General features: G+C 58.4%; 21 protein-coding genes. 9 read left to right on the plus strand and 12 right to left on the minus strand.

What is annotated here, in order from left to right; genetic code table 11:
- Positions 1 to 14 precede the first annotated feature (14 nt).
- The 3 genes from serC to sS8_RS13375 form a co-directional block, all read right to left on the minus strand.
- On the minus strand, positions 15 to 1,097 hold the full coding sequence (serC, locus tag sS8_RS13365; RefSeq protein WP_119630064.1) for a 3-phosphoserine/phosphohydroxythreonine transaminase: 1,083 nt from the start codon (positions 1,095 to 1,097) through the stop codon (positions 15 to 17).
- A complete protein-coding gene (gene gyrA / locus sS8_RS13370) occupies positions 1,090 to 3,669 on the minus strand; it encodes a DNA gyrase subunit A (protein WP_119630065.1) in 2,580 nt (859 codons plus the stop codon). Before gyrA ends, serC begins: the two co-directional genes overlap by 8 nt.
- Before the next feature lie 390 nt (positions 3,670 to 4,059).
- The gene (locus sS8_RS13375; RefSeq protein ID WP_119630066.1) at positions 4,060 to 5,715 is read right to left on the minus strand and encodes an ATP-binding protein; all 1,656 of its coding nucleotides are present in this window, start codon (positions 5,713 to 5,715) and stop codon (positions 4,060 to 4,062) included.
- A 443-nt stretch (positions 5,716 to 6,158) separates the two neighbouring features.
- Between sS8_RS13375 and sS8_RS13380 the strand changes: the two genes are divergently transcribed.
- Complete coding sequence (locus sS8_RS13380) at positions 6,159 to 7,736, plus strand: methyl-accepting chemotaxis protein (protein ID WP_170161072.1); 1,578 nt, start codon at positions 6,159 to 6,161, stop codon at positions 7,734 to 7,736.
- Between the two features lie 145 nt (positions 7,737 to 7,881).
- On the opposite strand, the gene sS8_RS13385 is transcribed toward sS8_RS13380, so the two are convergent.
- The 4 genes from sS8_RS13385 to sS8_RS13400 all read right to left on the minus strand — a co-directional run bounded on the left by sS8_RS13385 (position 7,882) and on the right by sS8_RS13400 (position 11,415).
- Entirely contained in the window at positions 7,882 to 8,637 is a 756-nt protein-coding gene (locus sS8_RS13385) for a YdcF family protein (RefSeq protein WP_197716750.1), read from the minus strand.
- 285 nt (positions 8,638 to 8,922) lie between these two features.
- The gene (gene thiE, locus sS8_RS13390; protein WP_232020632.1) at positions 8,923 to 9,573 is read right to left on the minus strand and encodes a thiamine phosphate synthase; all 651 of its coding nucleotides are present in this window, start codon (positions 9,571 to 9,573) and stop codon (positions 8,923 to 8,925) included.
- 130 nt (positions 9,574 to 9,703) lie between these two features.
- A complete protein-coding gene (locus sS8_RS13395) occupies positions 9,704 to 10,624 on the minus strand; it encodes a sulfite exporter TauE/SafE family protein (protein WP_119630068.1) in 921 nt (306 codons plus the stop codon).
- A gap of 86 nt (positions 10,625 to 10,710) precedes the next feature.
- Positions 10,711 to 11,415 (minus strand): MBL fold metallo-hydrolase, encoded by a 705-nt coding sequence (locus tag sS8_RS13400; RefSeq protein ID WP_119632774.1) that lies wholly within the window; start codon positions 11,413 to 11,415, stop codon positions 10,711 to 10,713.
- A gap of 224 nt (positions 11,416 to 11,639) precedes the next feature.
- On the opposite strand from sS8_RS13400, the gene sS8_RS13405 reads away from it, so the two are divergent.
- Positions 11,640 to 12,989: a sigma-54 interaction domain-containing protein gene (locus sS8_RS13405; RefSeq protein WP_119630069.1), complete on the plus strand. Its 1,350-nt coding sequence runs from the start codon at positions 11,640 to 11,642 to the stop codon at positions 12,987 to 12,989.
- A gap of 207 nt (positions 12,990 to 13,196) precedes the next feature.
- A complete protein-coding gene (locus tag sS8_RS13410) occupies positions 13,197 to 14,423 on the plus strand; it encodes an argininosuccinate synthase (RefSeq protein ID WP_119630070.1) in 1,227 nt (408 codons plus the stop codon).
- Positions 14,424 to 14,506: 83 nt separating this feature from the next.
- Here the strand turns inward: sS8_RS13410 and sS8_RS13415 are convergent, their stop codons facing one another.
- Together sS8_RS13415 and sS8_RS13420 are read right to left on the minus strand one after the other, a co-directional pair.
- Positions 14,507 to 15,448 carry a sigma-54 interaction domain-containing protein gene (locus tag sS8_RS13415; RefSeq protein WP_119630071.1) on the minus strand — a complete coding sequence of 314 codons (942 nt, stop codon included), beginning with the start codon at positions 15,446 to 15,448 and terminating at the stop codon, positions 14,507 to 14,509.
- An 18-nt stretch (positions 15,449 to 15,466) separates the two neighbouring features.
- Positions 15,467 to 16,192: a sulfite exporter TauE/SafE family protein gene (locus tag sS8_RS13420; protein WP_232020633.1), complete on the minus strand. Its 726-nt coding sequence runs from the start codon at positions 16,190 to 16,192 to the stop codon at positions 15,467 to 15,469.
- Positions 16,193 to 16,370: 178 nt separating this feature from the next.
- On the opposite strand from sS8_RS13420, the gene sS8_RS13425 reads away from it, so the two are divergent.
- Positions 16,371 to 16,952 (plus strand): DUF4124 domain-containing protein, encoded by a 582-nt coding sequence (locus sS8_RS13425; RefSeq protein ID WP_119630072.1) that lies wholly within the window; start codon positions 16,371 to 16,373, stop codon positions 16,950 to 16,952.
- A 3-nt stretch (positions 16,953 to 16,955) separates the two neighbouring features.
- Here the strand turns inward: sS8_RS13425 and sS8_RS13430 are convergent, their stop codons facing one another.
- Positions 16,956 to 17,903 (minus strand): MDR/zinc-dependent alcohol dehydrogenase-like family protein, encoded by a 948-nt coding sequence (locus sS8_RS13430; protein WP_119630073.1) that lies wholly within the window; start codon positions 17,901 to 17,903, stop codon positions 16,956 to 16,958.
- 41 nt (positions 17,904 to 17,944) lie between these two features.
- A complete protein-coding gene (gene pyrF, locus sS8_RS13435; protein WP_119630074.1) occupies positions 17,945 to 18,679 on the minus strand; it encodes an orotidine-5'-phosphate decarboxylase in 735 nt (244 codons plus the stop codon).
- A gap of 97 nt (positions 18,680 to 18,776) precedes the next feature.
- On the opposite strand from pyrF, the gene sS8_RS13440 reads away from it, so the two are divergent.
- Together sS8_RS13440 and sS8_RS13445 are read left to right on the plus strand one after the other, a co-directional pair.
- Positions 18,777 to 19,712 (plus strand): AEC family transporter, encoded by a 936-nt coding sequence (locus sS8_RS13440; protein WP_119630075.1) that lies wholly within the window; start codon positions 18,777 to 18,779, stop codon positions 19,710 to 19,712.
- Between the two features lie 2 nt (positions 19,713 to 19,714).
- Positions 19,715 to 20,950: a molybdopterin-binding protein gene (locus sS8_RS13445; protein WP_119630076.1), complete on the plus strand. Its 1,236-nt coding sequence runs from the start codon at positions 19,715 to 19,717 to the stop codon at positions 20,948 to 20,950.
- Positions 20,951 to 21,261: 311 nt separating this feature from the next.
- Here the strand turns inward: sS8_RS13445 and sS8_RS13450 are convergent, their stop codons facing one another.
- Positions 21,262 to 21,711, minus strand: a complete 450-nt coding sequence (locus tag sS8_RS13450) for an Rrf2 family transcriptional regulator (protein WP_119630077.1) — start codon at positions 21,709 to 21,711, stop codon at positions 21,262 to 21,264.
- Positions 21,712 to 22,009: 298 nt separating this feature from the next.
- Here sS8_RS13450 and sS8_RS13455 point away from each other — a divergent pair, with 298 nt between their 5' ends.
- The 3 genes from sS8_RS13455 to sS8_RS13465 all read left to right on the plus strand — a co-directional run bounded on the left by sS8_RS13455 (position 22,010) and on the right by sS8_RS13465 (position 25,858).
- A complete protein-coding gene (locus tag sS8_RS13455; RefSeq protein WP_232020297.1) occupies positions 22,010 to 22,960 on the plus strand; it encodes a multicopper oxidase domain-containing protein in 951 nt (316 codons plus the stop codon).
- A gap of 26 nt (positions 22,961 to 22,986) precedes the next feature.
- The gene (locus tag sS8_RS13460; RefSeq protein ID WP_232020298.1) at positions 22,987 to 24,852 is read left to right on the plus strand and encodes a hypothetical protein; all 1,866 of its coding nucleotides are present in this window, start codon (positions 22,987 to 22,989) and stop codon (positions 24,850 to 24,852) included.
- A gap of 259 nt (positions 24,853 to 25,111) precedes the next feature.
- Positions 25,112 to 25,858 carry a protein-L-isoaspartate(D-aspartate) O-methyltransferase gene (locus sS8_RS13465; RefSeq protein ID WP_232020299.1) on the plus strand — a complete coding sequence of 249 codons (747 nt, stop codon included), beginning with the start codon at positions 25,112 to 25,114 and terminating at the stop codon, positions 25,856 to 25,858.
- Positions 25,859 to 25,860: the final 2 nt, after the last annotated feature.

Here is a 25,860-nt window from a genome sequence, read left to right on the forward strand (position 1 = left end):
CCTTTAACATGAAACTATCCGTGTTTGCGCTCGAACTCGCGCATGAATGCTATTAAGGTATCGACGCCTTCTTCGGGCATGGCGTTATAGATGCTCGCCCTGAATCCGCCCACCGACCGGTGCCCCTCCAGGTTGACCAATCCTGCCGCCTTAGCCTCGGCCAGAAACGTCTTTTCAAGGTCCGTTTTCGCCAACCGGAACGGGACGTTCATGCGGGAACGACAGCCCGGCTCGATGGGGTTTGAATAGAGCCTCGAGCCGTCGATGGCGGCATACAGCTTTTCCGCCTTGCGGACATTGCGCGCCTCGACGGCGGCCAATCCGCCCTGCTCTTTCAGCCACTCCAGCACCAGGCCGAGCAGATACCAGTTGTAAGTCGGCGGCGTATTGAGCATGGAGCCGCCGTCGGCCTGCTTTTTATAGTCGAAGATCGAGGGCGTAGCGGTGCGAGCCTGCCCAATCAAGTCTTCGCGCACGATCACCACGACGATGCCGGAAGGCCCCATGTTTTTCTGCGCGCCGGCGTAAATCAGCCCGAATCGGGAGATATCCAGAGGCCGCGACAGGATATTGGACGACATATCGCAAACCAGCGGCAGACCGGCCGAATCGGGGATGTCCTGGAACTCGACCCCGCCGATGGTTTCATTGGCGGTGTAATGGAGATAAGCGGCATCCGGATCGATCCGCCAGTCCGCGCGATTCGGAATCGTCGCGAATCCGCTTTCCTTGGAACTCGCCGCGATGGCGACCGAGCAGTAGCGCTCGGCCTCGGAAATGGCCTTTTCCGACCAGAGGCCGGTATTGACGTAGCAGACCTTGGATTTCCCCCGCAGCAGATTCATGGGAACCGCCGCGAACTGTCCGGTCGCGCCGCCTTGTAAAAACAGGACTTTATAGTTGACCGGAATCGCCAGCAGTTCACGCAGATCGGCTTCGGATTTTTCGGCGACGCCAACGAAATCCTTGCCGCGGTGGCTCATTTCCATGATCGACATGCCGGTGGCATGCCAATCCGGCAACTCTTCGCGCGCGCGCAGCAACACCGCCTCCGGAAGCATGGACGGTCCCGCGCTGAAATTGTAAACCCTAGCCATCGTCACCCTCCTGGTTTTCATCCGTTTCCGCCAATTCGCCGATTTCGCCCTCGAGTACCGGAATCCTGTCCACGCCGACCACTTTTTCGCCCGGACTAAGGCGAATGACCATCACGCCCTGGGTATTGCGTCCGAGTTCCCGAATCTCTTCGACCCGCGTTCTTACCAGCGTCCCGACGTCGGTAATCAGCATAATCTCGTCCGAATCCTGCACCAGCACGGCGCCGACCACGGGACCGTTACGGTCGCTGGTCTGAATAGCGATCACGCCTTGGCCGCCACGCCGATGCACCGGAAAATCGCTCAGGTCCGTGCGCTTGCCGAAGCCGTTTTCGGTAACATTCAGCACCGAACCTTCAGTGCCGATGATAAGGGCGATGATCTTTTGTCCGTCGTTCAGCGTCATGCCGCGCACGCCGGTTGCACCGCGGCCCATCGGCCGAACGTCATCTTCCCCGAAGCACACCGCCTTGCCCGCGTTGCTGAACAGCATGACCCGCTGCTTGCCGTCCGTGATGGCAACATTCACCAAGTGGTCGTCCTGACGGAGATCAATGGCGATTTTCCCGGACGGGCGCGGACGTTCGAATTCCCGCAGCGCCACTTTCTTGACGATACCGGATGCAGTCACCATGAACACGTAATGGCTTTCATCGAACTCCCGTACCGGCAGAATGGCATTGATGCGCTCGCCCTGTTCCAGCGGCAGCAGATTGACGAAAGGCTTGCCGCGCGAAGTCCGGCTGGCCGAAGGCAGCTCGTAGACCTTGAGCCAGTACACCTTGCCCACGCTCGAGAAGCACAGAATGGTGTCATGGGTATTGGCAACGATAAGTTTTTCGATGAAGTCCTCTTCCTTGGTGGTCGCGGCCGCCTTGCCGCGCCCGCCCCGCCGCTGCGCCCGATAAACGCCGAGCGGCTGCGATTTCACGTAGCCCTCGTGCGAGACCGTAACCACCACGTCTTCCTCGGTGATCAAATCTTCGGCGGATAAATCGAGATGATCCTCGATGATTTGGGTGCGGCGCTTGTCGCCGAACTGATCACGGATGGCTTGTAGCTCGTCGCGAATGACTTCCATAAGCCGCTTGTCGCTGGCCAGAATTTCGAGGAACTCGTCGATCTGTGCCAAGAGCTGCTTGTACTCGTCGATGATCTTGTCCTGTTCGAGACCGGTCAGGCGGTGCAGACGGAGATCCAAGATCGCCTGGGCCTGTTCCGGCGACAGGTTGTAACCGTTTTCGGTCAGACCGTAACCGGCTGCGAGGTTTTCCGGACGGGACCGTATCGCGTCCTCTGCCCTGGCCAGAAGCTCCGAAACCACGCCGGGACGCCAGGTACGTTCCAACAGCCGCTGTTTCGCGTCCGCCGGTGTGGGCGAGGTCTTGATCAGTTCGATCACCTCGTCGATGTTGGCGAGAGCGATCGCCTGCCCTTCCAGGATATGGGCCCGCTCGCGCGCCTTTCTGAGATCGTACAGCGTGCGCCGGGTGACGACTTCGCGGCGATGGTCGATGAAGGCCGCGAGCAACTCCTTGAGATTCATGCAGCGCGGACGGCCGTCCAGCAAGGCCACCATATTGATGCCGAACACGCTCTGCATGGCGGTCTGCTGATACAGATTGTTCAGCACCACTTCCGGTACTTCGCCGCGCTTGAGCTCGATCACCATGCGCATGCCGTCCTTGTCCGATTCGTCGCGCAGGCCGGAGATACCCTCCAGCTTTCCTTCCTTGGCCAACTCGGCGATTTTTTCCATGAGCCGCGCCTTGTTCACCTGGTACGGCAGCTCGCTGACGATAATGCTTGTGCGCCCGCCGTCGTCCTCGAAATCGCAGCGGGCCCGGATATAAATGCGCCCCCGCCCGGTGAGATAGGCTTCGCGGATGCCGCGCGCGCCGTTGATGATGCCCGCCGTGGGAAAATCCGGACCCGGAATGTGCTCCATCAGTTCGGCAATGCCTGCATCCGGATTTTCGATCAGCAGCAAACAGGCATTGATGACCTCGGCGAGATTGTGGGGCGGGATGTTGGTCGCCATGCCCACCGCAATGCCCGCCGAACCGTTGATGAGCAGGTTCGGAATGCGCGTCGGCAGCACCGAAGGTTCTTTTTCGGACTCGTCGTAGTTCGGAACGAAGTCGACCGTCTCTTTCTCGAGATCCGCGAGCAGTTCGTGTGCAATGCGGGCCATGCGCACTTCGGTGTAACGCATGGCCGCGGGCGGATCGCCATCGACCGAACCGAAATTACCTTGGCCGTCAATCAGCATATAGCGCAGCGAGAACGGCTGGGCCATACGTACGATGGTGTCGTAAACCGCGGCATCGCCGTGAGGATGGTATTTACCGATGACGTCACCCACCACGCGGGCGGACTTCTTGTAAGGCTTATTCCAGTCGTTGCTCAGTTCGTGCATGGCGTAAAGCACGCGCCGATGTACCGGTTTCAGACCGTCACGAACATCCGGCAGGGCGCGCCCCACAATCACGCTCATGGCGTAATCGAGATAGGACTGCTTCATCTCGTCTTCGAGATTGACCGGAATAATTTCTTTGGCGAAGGAAGTCATGAGGGATTGCTGTACCGTAAGGGAGCAGCGCCGCTACGGAGATGCAGCGCAAATACCAATTCGCATTATAACCGCTGAGGCGTGACCGCTCCACTAAAGCGGGTGCCGCAGTTGTCCACCGTTCAAAGACGTGAATCTGCGGGCGGGCGTTAGAGAAGCAGCCTAAAGGGTGCGTGGAGAGCTATTGCGCAGCCGTGGTCGGCAAAGGGTTGCCGACCTATGCCACGTTCCGTTGCCATGACCGGGGCGGCTCCGGCAGATCAGGAAGCCTTTCCCGACGTCTGTGTTACGGACACCTCGCAACGTTTCTCTCTCACTCCAAAAGTCATTCATTTCTGAGGCATCACACGGCGCGGCAAAAACTTTCTCAGGTTTGAATAATGGTCGGAATCACCGCCCTTGGCGCCGCCAGCGATTGACGATGCCTTCGATATCCAGATCTTCCGGCCCCGATGTCCATGCCGTGTAGAAGTCCGCGTCGTTGCTGTTGGGCGTGGGTTCGGGCTTGCGAATCTGGGCCCGGCTGGGAAGCGGCACGGCCTCGCCGAGAATCATGGCCTCGCCGCGACTGAGAGAAGTGAGGATATCAACCAAATCGGACTCGCCTTCCGGCACCAGCTTGCGAACGTACTCCTGGTCGTCGGGGTTGGTAATGCGCAAACAGATATACGTGCCGCATTGCGACAACACCGTTTCCGACAGTTCGTGCGGCCGCTGACTGACGACGCCAAGGCCGACGCCGTACTTGCGTCCTTCCTTGGCGATCCGTTCCATGGTCTTCCGGGTCCCTTCGAACTGAGTGCTCGACTCCCGGGGGATATAGGCATGAGCCTCCTCGCAGATCAGAAGAATCGGGAACTCGCGATTGAACGGGTTCCAGTAATTGAACTCGAAGGCCAGCCGCCCGATCTGCGCCGAAACCGTCGGACGCACATCGAAGGGTACCGGGCTCAAGTCGATGATTGTGATCTGGCACTTCGGGTTGCCCAAACCAACGAAGTCCCGGAGCAGTCCGGGAAGCGATTCCGAACGGTTCCGTCTCACCGGATTGAGCAGAAAATCGTAGCGCACGTCATTCAGCCGGCTCTGCAGCTTGACCAGAAATTCGTCGAACTGGCCGAAAAGCGGACCTTTGATTTTGCCGAAATCGGTGCGGAATTCGTTGGCTTCCTTAAAGCTGTCGTATACCTCCTGCAGCGAGAAGTAAATCGGCGAATCCAGCGAAATCGTCTCCAAATCCAGAGATTTCGCCGATTTTTTCTTCAAGTCGTAAATCATCTCGCGCAGGAACGCCGTCTGTATGGCAGCTCCCGGGTCGTTGCGATCAACCAGCAAGTCGAGCAGCTCCGCGAACGTCATCAACCAGTACGGAATTTCCAGTGCCCGCGCATCGAGATAACGCGTTCGATCCGGATTGAAAGCCGAATGCAGAGCTCTGTTCCTGTCCTTCCAGCAATATTCGCCGTGCAAATCGAGCAGAATGATATGCGCGTTCGGCATGGCGTCGACCATATGCTGGATAAGACTCGCCACCGTCCACGACTTACCCGAACCGGACTGGCCGAGAATAGCGAAATGGCGGCTGCACAAGGCGGATGGATCGAGATAGACGGACGCCGATGGACTGCTGGGAAGATAGCCTATATCGAACCCAAATTGCCGGTACTTCTCGAAAACCGAATTGATCTCGCGCTGAGCCACGACGTGCACTTCACCGCCCGGGGCCGGAAAATGTCTCACCCCGCGCTGGAATGCACCGTCGTCGGCAATCTGTCCAATAGGCGTGAGCGTGACCAGGCTGTTGGCAGCGCAGCGGCAGGGTCGACCGTCGGAACGATCCGCTTCGACGCGATTGATCAGGGCCAAGGATCGAAAACCATGCTGACGGATCGAAACGTAAGATCCCGTCTGCCCGACGACTTTAACCTCGCCTCCAATTTCTATCGTCGGTCGAAAGCCCTCGTCCTCACCCAACAGCTTGGCCACGAATCGGCCATTGCGAACCTCCAGCAAATGACCAATAAGCGTATCGCTATCCTCGGACATGACGAACCTCTGTGTATCCCCTATAGAAAAAAGACGGAATCTCCAATCGGGCCGAGTGCTCGACTCGCGGCCACCGTGTGTTCCGATCCGGACGATCGCTTGCGGAACTTCTGGAGAACTGGCCTAAAAGTTAGACCACCTCGGCGAATATGCGAATCAGCGCGGTGCATAATTCGCGTTCTGGCCAGCCTCTTCCGCATTCGCTTCACCCCATCGTTAGCGATGGTCGATCCTCGGCAAAATGAAGACCGAACACCCGCCTTCCCACGTAAAAATGGGATACCTCTTGTGTCTCCACGCCTATACTCTAGGTCGTTGTCCCGACGCAGGCCCGGAGATTTCCCCCAAACCGGTGCGGGCGCCTGGCCACAACGTGACGGCGGCGGCTTATGGCAAACGCATCCTTGCCTCGCCAACTTAGCGGATTCAATCAAGGTTTTTGCATGAAAATCAATCTGCCCATCACTGGAAACGAGTCGACGTATCCCGCCGACGCACAGCTGATCTCCACTACCGATTTAAAGGGAATCATCACGTATACGAACAAAAGTTTTCAGGATGTCGCCGGTTTTACCGAACACGAGCTGCTGCATAAAAGCCACAACATCGTTCGACACCCGGATATGCCGCCGGAAGCATTCATCGATCTCTGGTCGACCCTGAAAAACCGGAGTCCCTGGATGGGCATCGTCAAAAATCGCTGCAAAAACGGGGATCATTACTGGGTGGACGCGTTCGTCATGCCGATGCTGGACGGAGACCGGATCGTCGGCTACGAATCGGTCAGAGTAAACCCTTCGCGGGAGCACGTTGCAAGGGCCGAAGCGCTTTATCGGTCATTTCGTGAAAAGAAGTTCAAGGTGTTTTCACTCTTTCGCTTGAGCTTTCGCGCAAAAGCCTTCGTGGGATTTCTCGTTGCCATCACGCCGCCTCTTGCACTCGCTTTTAACGGTGTCGGCGCGCATCCCATGTTTTTCGCGACGGCTGCCGTCAGCCTGGGAATCGCGGCGGTCATGACCCGGCTTCTCATAAATCCGCTTACCCGGGCGGCGAACTACTCCAGGCAGTTTATCGACAACAGCATCGCTCGCCAGGTCTATGCCGGCCGGGACGATGAAGTGGGACAGTTGCAAACCGCCATCACTTCCTTGCAGGCCCGCCTGCGCACCGTGATCGGACGCTTCGAGGATGCCGCCGGCCGGCTCAGGCGGATGGCGACACAGACTCGGGAGGCCGCGGCTCAGACCAGCGCCGATCTCGCCCATCAACAAGCGGAAATCGCCATGGTAGCGACCGCCGTCGACGAAATGACCGCAACCGTGCAGAGCATCGCGCGCAATGCCGCGGAGGCCGCTTCCGCAGCCGATCGAGCGACGGGCGCGGCCGGTAAGGGCAAGCAAGCCGTCGGGCAGACCAGCGTCGCAATCGATGACTTGGCCCACGAAGTCGAGAGTGCCGCGCAGGTAATCGAAAAACTCGAGCAGGAGAGCAAGGGCATCGATGTCGTGGTTAGCGTAATCCGCGACATCGCCGATCAAACCAATCTGCTGGCCCTGAATGCCGCTATCGAAGCGGCGCGTGCCGGCGAGCGGGGCCGCGGTTTCGCGGTGGTTGCCGAAGAGGTTCGCAAACTGGCCTCCACCACTCAGAGTTCAACCCGGGAAATTCAGCAAATCGTCGAACGGCTGCAAAACGGAGCGCAGAAAGCTTCGGCCGTTATGGAAAAAGGGCGAAGGCAAGCTCAAGTGAGTGTCCAGCAGGCGGAAATCTGCAATGAAACGCTTTCGGAAATTACCCGAGCAATCGAAGAAATCAAGGATATGAACGTTCAAGTCGCCAGCGCTGTGGAGGAACAGTCCTGCGTCACCCAAGAAATCATGCGTAACATCGAAAATATCAATCAGAAAACCGGAGCCATCGCGACAGAGGCCGGCCGCACGTCCGAAGCCAGTCAACAGGCACTGGATCTGGCCACCGATCTCGAAAATCTCATGAATCGCTTTTCACGTACCGAGGAATGAAAGCCCCGGCTCACATCCGCCTGAATTTCGGCTCGCCGCTGTTCGAGGCACCGCACTGACTTCGGCGGTCGCTCAGCCCATTTTGCAGTCGACCGGGCTAAGAGAACAGAGTGACGGCAACCGCGAGCGAAACCGAGGTTCGACTTCACGATCCCTTCGAAATTCGATACCAGGCCAGACCGATCCACTCATGGAAAGCCAGAACGCTGTTTGCTACAGCTCGATAATCGGGCACGAAGTCAAACAAACCGATGTGGTTGACGGAAGCATACCCGGTTCCGGCCGGGACCACCACCAATCCTTCCCGCTCGAACTCAGGAACTGCCCGCGCCAGATGCCAGGAATGACTGACGAGATAAATCCGGCTTATACCGGCCTGTTTGAGAATTCGAGCGGAGAACCTGGCATTTTCCCGGGTCGTTCGGGAGTTGCTTTCCACCCAGCCGACCGGAACCTTGAACTCGTCTTCCAAGATCGAGCGCATGATCGGAGCTTCGGCAGCGTAGCCTTGAGGCGCGCCACCGGTGACCAGGATCGGCTTTCCGGTCTTGCGGTACAAGAATGCCCCGTATCTAAGCCGCTCCAAGGTACGCGCGTTGATCGATGCTCCGTCCCCGTACTCCGGCGCATCGGACTGAATGCCTCCGCCGAGAATCACCATGACTTCCGTGTCGTGCTCGAAAGTCTGCAGGGGCGGAACCTGGAGCGTAGCCATGAGGCAGCTGGACACGTAAGGCGTCGACAACAGCCCCAATCCTAACAGGCTTGCGGCAATCAAACTGCGGCCCAGACGGGGCCGCAGTTTGATTTGGCGTAGGCCGACAGCGCCGACGATCAGCATGTTCAGTGGAGGCAGCAGCAGCGCGGCCACCAGATTGGTGATCAGCCAATTCCAGTTCATGGGTGTAGGGGTTCTCCCCAAGAATCATTAACTACCTGGCAGCCGAAGACCGCAACGGAGCCGCCCGGCCCTTGGCGAGCGTTCTCGATTCGCCTTTACGACTTGGCTCGGGAAGCCTCACTCAGCCGGTAAGCTTCCTTTATTAACCCGGCCTATAAATATAGGCCGGGTTAATCCGGGGCAGGGATTCCCCGGCGCGGCGACAAGCCGCGTGAGGCCGGGCGTGTACCGGCCTGGGCGGCGGCCCGTAAATACCAGGAGGGTATTTACGGGCCTGATTAATAACTACTCTCCTTTCCTTTTCCGATTGAACAAGGGTAAGAAGTCGGATGCCGCAGGTTCCGGATCCGCCCCCCCGAAGACCGCTTCAATCACAGCCAGAAAATCAGCACCGGCGTCCACGAGCAAGCCGCCATTCTCCGGGGTCACGCCGCCAATTGCGGCGATAGGAATGGAGACACGCCGTTTAGCTTCCGCGAGTGTCTCCAATCGAGCGCAAGGCGCGTCGGGTTTGGTCTTGGAAGGAAAGAACCGACCGAATGCGGCATAACTTGCACCGTTGGCCTCGGCCTGAACTGCGAGTTCGACCGAGTCGTAGCAGGAGACGCCGATAATGGCCGCCGGCCCTAAAACGCCCCTCGCTTCCGCCAGAGACTGATCATCCTTACCCACATGCACGCCGTCGGCCTCGACGCAGCGGGCGAGTTCCACGTCATCATTGATGATCAGCGGCACGCCGCTCTCGCGACAGACCGCCAGGAGTTTAGCCGCCTCGCGTAGCGGATCCCGGGAAGCCTTGGCACGGTATTGAACCGCAACGGCTCCGCCTCTAATGGCTGCCGCGACGGCGTCGGCCAGGGCTTGTTCGTTCGGATAGTTTTCTCGGGTAATGGCATACAGTCCCGCGCGGGGAAACGGCAAACGAATATGAGGCATGTTGTGATGAATCGGTCGTGACCGCCAATGCTATACCGAACCGGGCGGTTGGGGTACCGTCGACCAATTCGGCGAGATGCTCCCATGTTACCTAAATTGGACCCGAAACGGTCCCCAGGCGCGCGGCGGATCAGCGCGATTCAGCGTAGATCCTTTTTTTTTGACCCAAGCCTCGCGCATGAATCCATCGCCAAAGCCGGCCGATTGCCAGGATGCCCAACATGGTGGCCATACCGAAAAAGAAGTCGGGACGCTTCCGGAGGATTTCCCTTGTCTCAGTGATCAGTTCAGGCGTCAGCTCTTTGTACAAGAGGTAACAGGCAATCGCGATAACGAAAACCGCGAAAACCCGCCGCAAGGCCTGCCCGCTGACATGCCGGGAGAGCAAACCGCCGAGCAGGCTTCCGAGAATAGACGAACCGGTAACAATGGAAACCAGTTCGAGGTCAATACTGACGTGAGCGATATATCCGGCGAGTCCGGCGAACGACTTCATCGCGATCACCAGCAGCGAGGTGCCGATCGCTGCATGCATGGGCAGTCCGCCCAGCAAATTCAAAGCCGGAACCACCAGGAAGCCGCCGCCGGCGCCGACCAGACCGGTGAGAGCACCCACTACGAGACCGTCGAATATGATCGCTAACAACGGGAGCTCCGCCGGACAGAGCGCCTTGATCGAGCCGGCTTCCACGCTCCTCTGACGCCGCCCGCGAAGCATCGCAAAAGCCGTGGCGAACATGATAAAGGCGAACAGCAGCAGTAAAACGCCACCCGGAATATAGGCCGCCAGCCGCCCGCCGCCGTAGGCGCCCACCATGCCGGCGCCGCCGAAGATCAGACCGGTACGCCAGCAGACCCGGCCGTTTCTGGCATGATTGACGATTGCGGCGAGGCTCGTGACACCAACCACGACCAGCGAGGTAGCGATGGCCGTTTTGGGTTCGATGTGGAGCAAGTAGACAAACAGAGGCACCGTAAGTATCGACCCGCCACCGCCGAGCAACCCCAGCAGAACGCCAATTAAAAGTGATAAGACGACGACCAGGGTCATGGGTCAAGCTCCCTCAAACACCGTGCAGCCAGGAGACCCGCTCGGGCGGTGGCCGGGTTTCGGCGAAATACCGTGGGTGAAAAGACTTAGCCGTGGCGTACGGCCGGCTCTCTTCCACATGCTTGGTTCGCAGGCAACGCCTGATCAATGTATTTCGGATAAGGCAGATCGAGCTCATTCATGATGGCAATGAACTCCTCGCGACTCTTGCCGGCTCCCAATCGGGGATTCTTGGCCATTTCCTGCTTGATGCTGGAAACCGTATTGCCATTGTAGTCATGCCCCGGATAGACGAGAGTGTCAGGTGGGAGGGTGAAAAGTTTCTTGGTGATGCTGTCGTACAATCGCCCGGCATCACCCTGTTGAAAATCGGTACGCCCACAACCTCCGATGAACAAGGCATCCCCGGTGAAAACCCGATCGCCCACGACATAGCTGACGCAACCATTGGTATGCCCGGGCGTATGCCGCACTTCGATTTCCAAGTCTCCTACCTGGAGTAAAATGCCGTCGGTCACCAAAAGATCGGCACACATGGCACCAGCGTCTCGATGCACCACGCTCTTGCTGCCCAAGTGCTCACGCAAAAGCCCGGACCCCGTGATATGGTCCGCATGGACATGGGTTTCCATGGTATAGAGCAGGTTGAGATCAAGCTGCTTTAGCCGTCCGATGTAGTTTTCAACCTCGTTCGCGACCGGGTCGATCAGCACAGTGCGGCGGGTGCGGTCGCAGCCGAGCAGGTAAGTATAGGTGCAGGTATCGGGTTCAAAAAGTTGTTTGAAGATCATGGTATAGCTCCTCTGAATCAGGAATCCGTCAAACCTGGCCAATCATTCTCTCTCAAAAATCGTGCCTATACTGAGAAATCCATTTGCTGTCGCGGCACGCCCTGTTTTCAAGGGTTTTCACGGTTCCCGACGATTCCGTCACCTGCCGCAGCGTTTCATGTGATACATTACCTGCAACACGACACGCCGTTTTGAAACGTACTGAAACCTTTGATCTTCTCCTTGTGAGTCAGTTCTCGCCGTTTCTTAATCGCTGGCTAAGCGCCGTCGGACCCGATCGAGCATTATCGACGTTGGCCGAACTGATGGAGAGCGCGATTGTCGCCCTCGACGCCGAAGGCCAAATTTTGCTGTGGAACCGCGGAGCGGAACGTCTGCTCGGCTTTTCCAGCGAACAAGTACTCGGAAAACTTTGCAGCTCGGTCATCCGCTGCCGGAAATGCGATGTCCGGGATAGCGTCGCGCGGGAAGGAAAGATCGACGACGTTTCGGTCGAACTCGATCACGTCAAGGGTGGCACCGTCCGTGTCAGGCGCTCGGCCCGAGCCTTCTTCGACGCCCAGGGCCGTTTTGCGGGAGCCATCGAAATTCTCCGGCCGGAAACCGAACCGGCACTTAAAGGCATTGACATACAGGCGCCGAATAAAGCAGAAGTTTTTCATGGCCTTATCACCCGCGATTCCGCCCTCAAGCAGGCTTTCCAAATCATTCGCAATGTAGCGGAAACCGACGCCACGGTATTGATTCGGGGCGAATCGGGCACGGGGAAGGAATTGGTCGCCCAAGCCCTGCATGAGGAAAGTCACCGGCGCAGCCGTCCGTTTTTGGCCATCAACTGCGCTGCACTAAGCGCCAGCCTGTTGGAGAGCGAACTCTTCGGACACGTACGCGGAGCATTCACCGGCGCGATAAAGGATCACCAAGGGCTATTTAAACGCGTCGAGGGAGGCACTCTGTTCCTGGACGAAATCGCGGAACTCCCCCTGGAACTGCAAGCCAAGCTGCTGCGAGTACTGCAGGAAAGAACCTTTATTCCGGTGGGCGGAGATCATCCGATTACCGTGGACGTTCGTATCGTCGCCGCCACCCATCGTTCATTGCGTGAGGAAGTCAAGGCCGGACGTTTTCGAGAGGATTTAATGTACCGCTTGCGTGTGGTACCGATCTTTCTGCCTCCGCTACGGGCGAGGCGCCAGGATATCGGGTTGCTCTTGCAGCACTTCATCGACCGGCACAATCTTCACGGTCCCCGACGCATCCAAAGCATCGAACCCGAAGCCATGCGGGTACTGCTGGATCATCACTGGCCCGGAAACGTACGCGAACTGCAAAACGTCGTGGAATACGCCTTTGCCGTCGGTCGGAGCGAAATACTGCGGCTGGAAGATCTGCCGCCTGAATTTCGAGAAGAGCCCATATTACCAATGGCTGCCGCCTTGCCTGCGGCTGAAAGCGAATCAGATCAAATCCGCCGAGCGCTGGCGTCCGCTCACGGCCATATCGACCGGGCCGCGCAAATGCTCGGCATGAGCAGGGCGACGTTTTGGCGAAAGCGGAAGAAGTACGGCCTGTGAAACAGGACTCACGCTGTGTTTGTCCCGAGTGTCGTACTTGAAAGGAGGCGAACTGCATCTTCATGATCAACGGGGGATCTTCCCGGTCCAAGGACCTTGGAGCCGATTCAATCCGCCCGCGATCCGTAGCCCCACGCTGCGCAGTCCCGGAACACGAGGCTATAATCTCCAACCTTCCCGTTTTTTCTTTTGCGTAACAGGAAACTCATGTCCAACCAGACAGTAAAAAAGGTCGCCCTCGCCTATTCCGGCGGGCTCGACACCTCCGTCATCCTCAAATGGCTGCAGGAAACCTACGGCTGCGAAGTCGTCACCTTCACCGCCGACATCGGCCAGGGAGAGGAACTGGAGCCGGCGCGCACTAAGGCTCAGGCCCTTGGAATCAAGGAAATCTACATCGACGACCTGAAAGAGGAATTCGTTCGGGATTTCGTATTCCCGATGTTCCGCGCCAATGCGATCTATGAGGGCGAATACCTGCTGGGGACATCGATTGCTCGCCCCCTGATTGCCAAGCGCCTTATCGAAATCACCAAAGAAACCGGAGCCGACGCCATCGCCCATGGCGCCACCGGCAAAGGCAACGACCAGGTCCGGTTTGAACTGGGCGCTTACGCCTTGCGTCCCGACATCAAGATCATCGCGCCCTGGCGGGAGTGGGATCTGAACTCGCGTGAGAAACTCCTGGCCTATGCCGAGCGCCACGCCATCCCGATCGAAATGAAACGCGGCAAGGCATCGCCCTATTCCATGGATGCCAACCTGCTGCACATCTCCTATGAAGGTGGCATTCTGGAAGATCCGTGGGCCGAGCCGGAAGGAGACATGTGGCGCTGGAGCACTTCGCCCGAAGCAGCTCCGGACACGCCGACCTATGTGGAACTGACCTACGAGCGCGGCGACATCGTGGCCATCGACGGAGAACGATTGACCCCCGCCCAGATTCTGGCAAAGCTCAATCGATTGGGCGGAGCGAACGGTGTGGGCCGCCTCGATATCGTCGAAAACCGTTATGTCGGCATGAAATCCCGCGGCTGCTATGAAACGCCGGGCGGCACCATCATGCTCAGAGCCCACCGCGCTATCGAGTCCCTTACGCTGGACCGCGAAGTGGCGCACCTGAAAGACGAGTTGATGCCGCGCTATGCCAGCCTGATCTACAACGGTTACTGGTGGAGCCCGGAACGCCTGATGCTGCAGGAAATGATCGATGCCTCCCAGACGACGGTGAACGGCGAAGTCCGCGTGAAGCTTTACAAGGGCAATGTAACGGTTGTCGGCCGAAAATCCGACAGCAATAGCCTGTTCGACATGAGTATCGCCACATTCGAGGACGATCGCGGAGCCTACAACCAAAAAGACGCGGAAGGATTCATCAAACTCAACGCCTTGAGAATGCGGATTGCCGCGAAGAAGGGCCTGAAGTTCGTCTAAAAACGCAAAAAGCCCGCGGGTTTTACCGCGGGCTTCGAAGCTTTCGCTAAGCGGGCGAAAAAGATAGCCCTGAAAAAGGCCTTTCAGCTGATTCCGTATTTCTGCATGCGATAGAGCAGCGTATCCCGCGAGATTCCCAAAAGCCTAGCTGAGCGGCTGCGGTTGCCATTGGTCCGCAACAAGGCCTGGCGAATCAGGTCCATCTCGACTTTTTCCAGGTCGATACCCAGTTCCGGCAAATCGAACACCGGTTTCTGCGACGGTGCCCGATTGACGACCTCCAGAGGCAAGTTGCCCTCATCGATAGTCCGGCCGGCCAGCAAGATGGACAATCGTTCGCACACATTGCGAAGTTCCCGGACATTGCCGGGCCAGGAATAACCCGCGAGGCGGTTGATCGCCGCTTTGCTGAACGACGCCTCCGGCAGCTTGTGTTCCGCGGCAAACAGCGTCATGAAATGCTGTAACAACAACTGGATATCGCCGATCCGTTCGCGCAACGGCGGTATCTCGATCGGGACGACGTTAAGGCGGTAAAAGAGATCCTTGCGGAACTCTCCCCGGGAAATCTTTTCCTGAAGGTTGGCGTTGGTCGCGGCGATAATCCGGACGTTTACGTTTAACGTATGGGTTTCGCCGACCGGCTGAAGCTCTCCGGTTTCGAGGAAGCGCAGGAACTTTGCCTGGAGCGCCATCGGCAGCGAATCCACTTCATCGAGGAACACGGTACCGCCGTCAGCGGCCTGAAGACGCCCGATTTGACCACTCACTGCGCCGGTAAATGCGCCTTTGCGATGGCCGAACAATTCGGATTCAGCCAGTGCCTCGGGCAGCGCGGCGCAATTGATCGTGATAAACGGCTTGCTTGCACGAGGACTATGTTCTTTCAAAGCATGTGCCAGCACCTCCTTGCCGGTCCCTGTCTCTCCAATGACCAAAACGGTTACATCGGTGGCGGCAATCATTCTGGCGCTACGCAGTAACGCCTCGAAATTCGGTGATTGGCCGATCAGCCTCTCAAACATAATCTCTCCCTCCTCCTTCTAAAAACCTATTGTATGGCGAACCATGGGGTTAAGCCAAGGGAATGCCGCTAATAGGGCCAAGGCAATCAAAGTAATCCCGGCTGCCTGGCGAAATTTTTTCATATTGGACAACCGCACCATCAGCGAGGTCATTATACCGACGCCCATGACAGCAGGCAAAGTGCCCAGTCCGAACGCCAACATGGTGAAGGTGCTGCGCACCACATCGCCGGTCGTCGCTGCGAGCGCCAACGCGGTGTAAACCAGACCGCACGGCAGCCAGCCCCAAATCATGCCGAAGATAAAAGCCTTAGGCAAGGTCTCTACCGGAACCAACCGCCGCCCGTAGGGTTCGATTCTCTTCCAGATCAGTCCCCCCGCCTTCTCAATATAAGCGAATCGCGGGAACCAGCCGGCAATGTGCAAGCCCGCTCCAGCCATGATCAGCGCGGATACGATCTGCAACACGCGATGTCCCTGCCCTTCTTCAAGCGGCATACTGAGCACATGATGGGCCAGACCGGCAAGCAGACCGCCGAGAGAATAACTGGCTATGCGTCCCAGGTTATAGCTAAATACGAAGGGTACCAGCTGGGATTTTTGATCGCGAATTTCCCGTCTCAGACTCAGAGTCAGCGAGCCGATGATGGAACCGCACATACCCAGACAGTGTAGGGAACTGAACAGCCCCATCAGCAGGGCTACGAGATAGGACGTGCTGAATGCGGTTTCGAGATGGTGCATAAGGGGGCGAACGATAGCACAAAAACTTGTAGGTATAACAGATCAGGGTTACTTATAAGCCGACCTCGGATTCATTCCCCATCGGGCATTGACCGGGTCGTCGCACGCGGGCTGAACGGATGGCGCGCATTGGAACCCTGCAGTCAGACCTCGGAACCGCAATTGCCGGAGAAATTCCATGAAACTGTATTTCGCCGTTGCTTGTCTTTTCATCGCTAATGTCCTCGGCCCCGCGGGAGCGGCAACCCTTTATCGCTGGACGGACAATTCAGGCACCGTACGCTACGGGTATCATCCCCCCCCGGGCATGAACGCCGCTCCCGCCGATGACGTTCAACGAAATCTTTATGACGGTCCGATCGATGCGGTGTGCCGAAATCTGAGCAAGGAACATCTGCGCCTGATCGATCGGGAAATGGAAAGGATAAAAAAGTTGCCGGCCGGACTCGGGCTGGAGTACGAACTCACGCCGGCGGCCAAACAAGAGTTGATTCTGGATTTGCTCGCACACCGTGCAGCGTTATTGAGCGGCAGGAAGGCATCCGAATTCAGATCTCCTAGCGGGCAGGAAATGGAACGGATAAGGGAACGCCATGAAGAGGAAAAGAAACGTTTGCAACAAACCCTGCAAGCAAAAGACGCGACGATCCGGATGCAGCAGGACAAACTGGACCGGACACGCCGGAAGTACGAGGCCGCACGGCATTATCTAAACGCACCGTATCCGCTCGAAGTGCCTGTCATTATCGAACGACGCTAGAGCTTACGGGCGGATCAGGACCTTAAGAACACCCGGTCTCCGGGCCGATTCGAAAGCGTCTATGGCGTGGACCAGAGAAAATTCGGCGTCGATCAACGGTGTGGGATCGACGGCTCTTCGCTCCAGCAGGCGCAAGGCGGAGTCGAACGGACCGCAGCGAGAACCGATCAGCGTAATCTCGTCCACGACCAAAGCTGAAAGGTTTACGTTTACGCTGTCCCGATAAGTCGATTTCAACACCAGCGCGCCGCGCGGGCGAACCGCGCGCCTGGCGGTTTCGAACGCGGCGGGGGACCCGGTAGCCTCGATGACGATGTCGTAATCCCGCGCGGCAATCTCGTTCTCGGCAATCAACCGGATACCTCGACTCAGAAGCAGCGCCCTGTGCCGAGCATGCCGCGCCGAAACGTGTAAATCGCAGCCGGCAAGCACCAGCGTCTGGGCGATGAGCTGTCCCAACCGGCCAGCTCCGATCAGCAATACTCGATGTTTGGCGTTGATGGGAATCTGCTGTTGAATCTCCAGCGCCGCGGCCAGTGGCTCGGTGAAGACCGCTGCCTCGTCCGGGACGGCATCCGGCACCCGATGCAGATTCCGGACGGGCAAGCCGAGATATTCTGCGAATGCGCCGTGCCGATCTCGGATTCCGAGCACGCTACGACGCTCGCAATGTGCCTGGAGATTTCGCCGGCAACTTTGGCACTCGCCGCAAGACACATTGATTTCGCCGACCACGCGGCAGCCTACCAGCGTGCCATCGGCCAACTCCACGACTTCACCGACGAATTCGTGTCCGGGAATACCGGCGTAAGCATAGTAGCCCCGCGCCAGCTCCAAATCGGTGCCACAGATGCCCGCTAAGCGTACCCGAACCAGCGCCTCGCCTGCGGCTGGAACCGGAAGATCGTTGCGGATACAGAGCTGCCGGTTTTCCAACCAAAGGGCTTGCATGGCGGACTCGCTGATGGTCAGCCGACCCGAGTTCTGAATTTCTAACCTGCCGCCCGCTTAAACACGTTTTCGATTTGCTCCTGCACCTTTTCCGCCGCCTGGCGCGGATTGTCCGCATCCCGAATCGGCCGGCCCACGACGATGTAATCGGCACCGTTCAAAAAGGCCTGCTCGACTGTTACGACCCGTTTCTGGTCATCGGCAGGACGGTTTTCCACCGGACGAATGCCCGGCGAAATCACCAGCAGCTTTTGGTCGATCTCCTGCCGCAGCGCGGGAACCTCGAGCCCCGAGGAAATCACGCCGTCGCAGCCCAGGGCCAAGGCGCGCCGGGCACGGGAGAGAACCAGACGCTGCACGTCGCATTCGAAGCCGAGATCCTTGAGGTCGCCTAAATCGAGACTGGTCAGCACGGTAACCGCCAGAATCTTGAGATCGCCCTTAGCTTTCGCCGCCGCTTCCATGATCGCGTCGTTGCCGTGCACGGTGGCGAATTCGACGCCATGAGCACTCAAAGCACGGACCGCTCGGGCAACCGTTTCCGGCACGTCGAAAAACTTGAGATCGGCAAAAATCCTCTTGCCTCGCTTTCTTAGCCACTCGATCAGTTCGAAGTAATCGCCGGCCATGAACAGTTCTAGCCCGATTTTGTAAAAACTCACCGAATCGCCCAAGGTTTCCACCAGGTTCTTGGCTTCGGCCACACTCGGCAGGTCCAGAGCCATGATGAGGCGGTCTCGGGCAGGTATAGGTTTCTTTGAAAGCGTATCGGTCATAGCTGTTCCTCTTATTTTCCGGTCGTTCGACCGTTGTGATCTCGGTGTCGGCACTGCGATTGCTAGAATAGCGCCTCCTCGAACCCAGGAGTCGCGAATGGTTTCCGTGCTGGTGCAGATGGCCGTATTAATCTTGTGCGGCGCGATGTGGCGCATTATACGGCCTGGCGGTCTGGATGCCGATCAGACGCGCTTGGCGCTGACTGCCGTAGTCTTCTATCTTCTACTGCCGGCGCTGGTGCTTTCCGTGCTCTGGACCGCCGATTTGGGTATCGACACCCTGAAGATTTCACTGTTCGGCGCGGGCATCATTCTGTTCGGCATCGCCATCACTTGGGTGGCTGCCCGTTTCGTCAAACTGGCACCGCAACGCCTCGGCGCCGCCATGCTGGGCATTGCCTTCTCGAATGTGACCTATATGGGTCTCCCCGTCCTGGAACAGACTTTCGGCCCCTGGGCGCGCACCATTGTCGTTCAGATCGATTTGTTCGGTTCCATGCCGCTGGTTTTTACTCTCGGAGTCCTGATTGCCCGCCATTACGGCACGTCGAATTCGGAAAACGAATCGATGCTCCGGTCACTGCTGCTCAATCCGCCGCTTTGGACCGCGACGATCGCGCTGGGCCTGAATTTGGCCGGAATCAAACAACCGGACTGGATGGAGAGATTTTTAACGGGATTATCCGACGCCGTCGTGCCCCTCATGCTGATTTCCCTGGGTCTCGGACTGCGCTGGCACGCCTGGCACACGCGTAACCTGCCGCTCGCATTGGTCGTCGTGGCATTCAAAATGGCCGCCATGCCGTTATTCGGCTTGGGTCTGGGTCTCGCCCTGGGATTCGGCGGCGACACTCTGACCGCATTGGTCCTGGAAGCCGCCATGCCCAGCATGCTGCTCGGCATCGTTTATTGCGACCGGTACCGGCTCGATACTTCTTTTTATGCCCTGGCCGTTTCGCTGACCACACTTGTCGCCATGGTCTCCCTGCCGTTCTGGCATCATCGGTTGTCGACCCTATCTTACGGACATTGAACATGCAAAGACCCGTCGCAGAAATCTTCTCTCAGGGAGACGAAGTCGTCACCGGCGAAATCATGGATACCAACTCGGCCTGGCTGTCGCGCGAACTGACCGACCTGGGCTTCGACATAACCCGGCACACTGCGGTCGGTGACCGTCTGGAAGCACTGGTCGATCTGCTTCGTGAAATCTCGGGGCGTGCCGATCTTTGCATGTGTACCGGCGGATTGGGGCCGACCTGCGACGATCTCACCGCCGAAGCGGTCAGCCTCGCTTTCGGCCTGCCACTCGAACTGGACGCCGATGCGCTGGCTCAGGTCGAATCCTATTTCACGCGGCTCGGACGTACCATGCCCGAAGTAAACAAGAAACAGGCCCTCTTCCCGCGCGGTTCGGAACGCCTCGACAATCTGTGGGGCACCGCCCCGGGGTTCGCCCTGCAGGGCGGGGGCTGCCGGTTCGTTTTCATGCCCGGGGTTCCGAGCGAGATGAAGGCGATGTTCCGGCGCTGGATCGAGCCGGACCTGCGCTGCCGCTTCCGACTGTCGCCGGCGCGCCTGGTGGTACTGAACACAGTCGGTCTGGGTGAATCAAGCCTGCAGGAACGGCTCAACCAAGTTGTTTTGCCGTCCGAGGTAAAGCTCGGCTTTCGCGCCGCGGGTCCGGAAAATCAGGTCAAGCTGCTGTTTCCGGCGACTTTTCCGGAAACCGAGCTGGACGACATCGTAAAGCGCGCTGCCGATGCAATCGGCGACGCGGTATTTGCCATTGGCGGTTCCGAGGAGCCGGACAGCGATTTGGCTTCCGTGGTGGGCCGCGAACTCGCCGCACGCCGGTCGACGATTTCTATCGTCGAGACCGTAAGCGGCGGCAAGCTGGCCAGCCGTTGCGCTGGCCAGCCTTGGTTCCACGGCGCGGTCGTGATTCCGGACTCGGCCGGTCTGCATCGATATTTCGGCATGGCGCCGTGGGATGATCTTGTCCGGGCTTCAACCCGGATTGTCTTGGATTCACGGGAGCAAGGCGCGGATTATGCGCTTGCCCAAATTGCCCATTACGATGGCGACCAGCTGCACGACGAGGCCGGAACGGTCGAAGTGCATTTCATCCTTTCGGCGCTCGATGGCGTCTGGCGGCAAACCCGACTAATCGCCGGCGATATCGAACGTAAACGGTCTACTGCCACAGCGCTGAGCTTTGATTTACTGCGCCGGTACCTTCAGAAAAAGCCGGGGCTCCACGCTTTATAAGCCGGGCGGAGAATGCACCGTCGCTGCGAGACATGGAGCGAGTGAGCGAGCGAGTCGAGTAGTCCCCGGAAGCCCGAGCGCCGGGTGTGAGACCGAAGGTCGATGCGATAGCGGCGGTCGGAGGTCTCACACAAGGCATCGCGACCGGGCGTCGAGTCATCTGCGAGCGGTGTCCGGACCCCTTGTTGGGTCCGGACCAGACGAGCGGGGACGGCCGGGGCGCCGAAGGCAATAACTCGTCGCCAATTTTTTGCTCCTTTTGGTGACTTGGAGGTCCCAAAAGGTTTCGCAAAAAATGGCGACGCAATCGCTCAAGCGCCGGTGGCTCGCCGTTCGGTCAGCAAACGGTTCAACACGGCGCGATTCTTGAGAAGATCCGCCAAGGTGTATCGATTAAGCACCTCCTGAAAGGCCGAAACCGCTTCCTGAAGCACCTTTTTCAAGGTGCAGCCGGGAATGATGCGGCACAGACTACGTCCGGGATCGAGGCATTCCACGACGTTGAAGTTGCTCTCCATGTGGCTTACGACCTCGCCGATGTTGATCTCCCCGGGGGGACGTCCAAGCTCTATTCCACCGTGCTTGCCGCGGGTGCTTTTGACATAGCCCTTTGCGGAAAGCTCCTGAACGACCTTCATCAGATGGTTGTGAGACATATCAAACACGCTGGCGACCTCGGCGATGGTCACCATGCGTTCGGTGTGGATGCCGACATACATCAGCACTCTCAAAGCGTAATCGGTGTAACGGGTCAGCTGCATTTAGCACCTCGAATGGACAAGTGAAATAGTTTTACGACACCGATCGGCGGTTAGGCAAACACGGAGAAAGTATCGACTCAAAATTTTTGACTTTTGGGCCATCCCGGCTTGAAATCTAAACATGTATGTGAGATACATTATATCCGTTATCATGTATCTCACATACATGATAACGTGAACTGCATCTGTTTCTTGACCGCTATTCAGTCGCCAACGCGGACTGGAGCCCTTCATGAGGAGTGTGACTATGAGTCTCTCTTGTTTTCTCCGACGAACGTCCTCGTTTCTCTTATCGCCTTTGCTGCTGGCGATTTTTTTCGTCCCGACCGCACAAGCGGAGTACGTCCCCGCGAAAGCCGCCCCCGTCTCGGGCAACACCCACCGCATTATTCTTCGTGCGGCAGCCTTGCCGTCCGGGCAATTCGGTTATCAGATGGTGAGCCACAAGATCCAGTCTGCCGAGGGTAAGACCGACGATGTCACCGGCCGCTATAACGATAAGCCGACCATCCCCGGCCCCGCCATCGTCATGACCGAGGGCGATGTTGCCGAAATCACCCTGGAAAACGGCATACCCAACACCGATCAGCCGGTCAGCCTGCACGTGCACGGCGTGCACTTCGACATCCGCAGCGACGGCACGATGAAGATACTCAACGGCGTCGCCGACCAGGCCGCCTTCCCGGGCAAGCCTTATACCTATAAATGGATCGCAGCGCCGGGCACCGCCGGCACCTGGCCCTACCACGACCATACTTTCGGCAACCCCATGCTGGGAGCCGAGGACAAAGGACTGTTCGGCACGCTGATCGTCAATCCGAAGAGCGGAAAGGTGCCGGCGCTCATCAACGGCGAGATCGAGGAAGTGAATGTCAGCGAGATCAAGCGCGAGTTCATCCTGTGGATGCACGAAACGACTTTCTGGGGCATGGAGGTCAATAACATCCTGAAAGGTAAGCAGATCCCGCTGTGGACCAATCCCACGGTGGGCGCCCGTCTCGGCGAAAAAGTCCGCTTCCATGTCGTCGGGCTGGGAACGGCCTTCCACACCTTCCATCTACATGGCCACCGCTGGCTCAACCCCGGCACCACCCATGTCGTCGACACGGTCAACATCGGGCCGATCAGCCGCGACACCTTCGTCGTCCAGGCCGGCGAGGGCGTCGGCACCGGCGACTGGCATTTCCACTGCCATGTCATCCAGCACATGCAAGCCGGGATGATGGGCGATTTCAAGGTCGTCAACTAATTCAAAACAACAAAACGCAAGAGGTTATGACAATGAATAAATTCCGCACATTGACCAGCGCCATCGCACTAAGTCTGGGAACCATGAGCTTTATCCCGGCGGCGAGTGCCGAGACCACGTCGGAAGAAGACGTCATTCTGAGCGTTCCGGGCGTCATGCCGGTCGCCGCGCTGGAAATGACCGACGAGCCCGGTACATGGTTCAAAGATCCGACCGACGGCGACAGCCTGGTCGTGGTCAAACCCGGCGACGCGGTCTTGATCAAGATGACCGACGTGAATGCCGAACACACGATTACCAGCCTGTTGTGGCAGCCAGGCGCAGCCAAGTTCCCGGTCGATCAGGACAAGCCGTCAAGCGCCAGCGTCACACAGACCTTCGATAAACCCGGCTTGTACGTATTTACCTGCAAGGTACACCCGTACATGTTCGGTGCCGTCGTCGTCGACGATCCCAATACGGAAGGCCTGGATCTGGGCAGCGAAATCCAACTCGTCACCGGCGCCAAGGTCCCCACCACCAGCGATATCGCCAAGAAGCTGCTTCGGACCTTCTTCGTTGCCACCACGCCTTCGCTCTGGCGTGACTATTCCAAGCCGAACTGGGACCTGAAGCTACCGTCCATCCCCCTGAATCTGGGAGGAACCGTCATCGGCCTGGACGCGCTGAACGTCTCCATGCCGAACAAGCTGTTCAATCCGGCTACCCCCGGTGTCGGCGAGGTCTGGGTGAACGCCCAGTTCGAAACCATCAAGGGCAAGAGCAAGCCGGGTTCCGCCACGCAAGTTGACGCAGAGAACTGGACCATCAAGAAAAAGGTCAAGGGCGTCGACATCAACATGAACAATCCCCACAACATGTGGACGGACCGGACCTACAAGTACATCTATCAAACCGAATGGTTCGATAAGCGCCTGGTCACATTCGACCGTGAAACCGGACAGATTTACGGGGCCTTGACGGTCGGCCAATCGCCTTCTCATGTCATGTCGCGACCGTCGGATGACAGCCTGACCGTAGCACTCAACGGTGAAGAGCGGGTCTTGAAGCTGACCGGAGGCAAACACCCGACGGCTCAGGACAGCGTCAACACCGGCCCGAACTCCGGCCCCCATGGCCATCACGTGACCCATGACGGCAAATTCGCGCTAACGCCGAATGCCTTGGCGGGCTCCGTTTCCATCGTCGATCTGGACAGCGGCCAGGCCTCCACCGTGCCGAACGTGGGCGTGATTCCGATCGCCATCTGGGGCGACGCGACCGACAAGGCCTATGTTGCCAATCTGCTCGGGACGCCGCCGCTGCTCAGCACCCTGAGCGTGATCGATACCAAGAGCAAGCAGAAGATCAAGGACATCAATCTCGCTGCGGATTACGATCCGATCAGCGGCAAGACGACCGGCGAGGCGTATGGCTTGCTGCCGATCCAGACCCCGATCAGCCCGGACGGTAAATACGTGGTCACGGCCAACACTTTGAGCGCAACCATTACCATCACCGATACCTCGACTCACAAGGTGCTCAAGAGCCTGCCCTGCGAACCGGGCTGCCATGGCGTCAACTTCGGCATGAAAAAAGGCGGCGGCTATTACGCGTATGTCGCCAGCAAGTTCGCCAACGACCTCATCGTGGTCGACATGGATAAGCTCGAAATCGCCGGCCGCGTTCTGCTCGCCGATGCCAAGGACGCCGATATCGTCGGCAACAACGGCATGGGCGGCCAAGGCGTCCTGCCGCTGCCTATCGCCGATCACGGCTGGATCGAGGAAACCGCCAAACTGTCCGGCTCGGGCCAGCTCGCCGCCGAGGTCGAAGCCTGGCTCGGCGCCTTGACGACCGCGCAGAGAGGAGTGGAACTACCCCAGAAAGTGGTAACCGGAGCTCAGCCCTAAGCAAAGACCATCCCCCCAAGTCTACGCCTTAGGGCTCTGCCGCCGGCCCGAACGGTATTGTGCCGTTCGGGCCGGCATTTTGCGGGTCTTTCCGCTCGTCCATATCACCCCCGTCGCTGAATATTCGAGCCCGACGCAATCCCGGTCACGGAGAAGGTTTTCGAACCGAATCGCTCGGGGTTCGCGGATATCCTGGCGCACAAGTCCTTTCTAACGCGATATGATCGCGCTAGAGGATCCACCAGGAGGAGGTCCGCCCATGCCCGCGATGTCTTTCATCCAACGCATAGCTTACTTGGCTGCCCTGCTGTGCATCGGACTCTTGGGTTTGTCGGTTCGCGCCGACGAATACGCCGCCAAACGCCGGGCACTGATCGATGAAATCCGCCGTGAAACCCGCTGGGTCAGCAGCGAGATCGGCAAAGCCGAGTTGGACGGCCGGGTTCTGAACGCCATGGACAAGGTCCCCCGCCATGAGTTCGTCAGCGAAGACTTGCACGATGTCGCCTATGCGAACCGGCCGCTTCCGATAGGTTACGGACAAACCATTTCCCAGCCTTTTATCGTGGCCCTGATGACCGATCTGCTGCGGGTCGAGCCGGACGACCGCGTGCTCGAAATCGGCACCGGTTCGGGCTATCAGGCGGCGGTCCTGGCGGAATTGGCCGAGCGGGTCTACTCCATCGAGATCGTGCCGGAATTGACCCAAATGGCAACGGAACGTCTGAACCGGCTGGGCTACGCCAAGGTCGAGACCAAGACCGGCGACGGCTATTACGGCTGGCCGGAACATGCGCCTTTCGATGCCATCATCGTCACTGCCGCCCCCACCCAGATTCCTCCGCCGCTGGTGCAGCAGCTCAAGCCGGGCGGACGCATGATCATTCCCGTGGGCAGCCAGTTTCTGCCGCAATTCCTGGTGCTCGTGGAAAAGAGCCCGCAGGGAAAGGTTGCGACCCGGCAGATGGTGCCGGTGCAGTTCGTGCCTCTGACCGGCACTCATTAGGC

Origin of the sequence: Methylocaldum marinum, from assembly GCF_003584645.1 — a bacterium.
Classification (GTDB): Bacteria; Pseudomonadota; Gammaproteobacteria; order Methylococcales; family Methylococcaceae; genus Methylocaldum; species Methylocaldum marinum.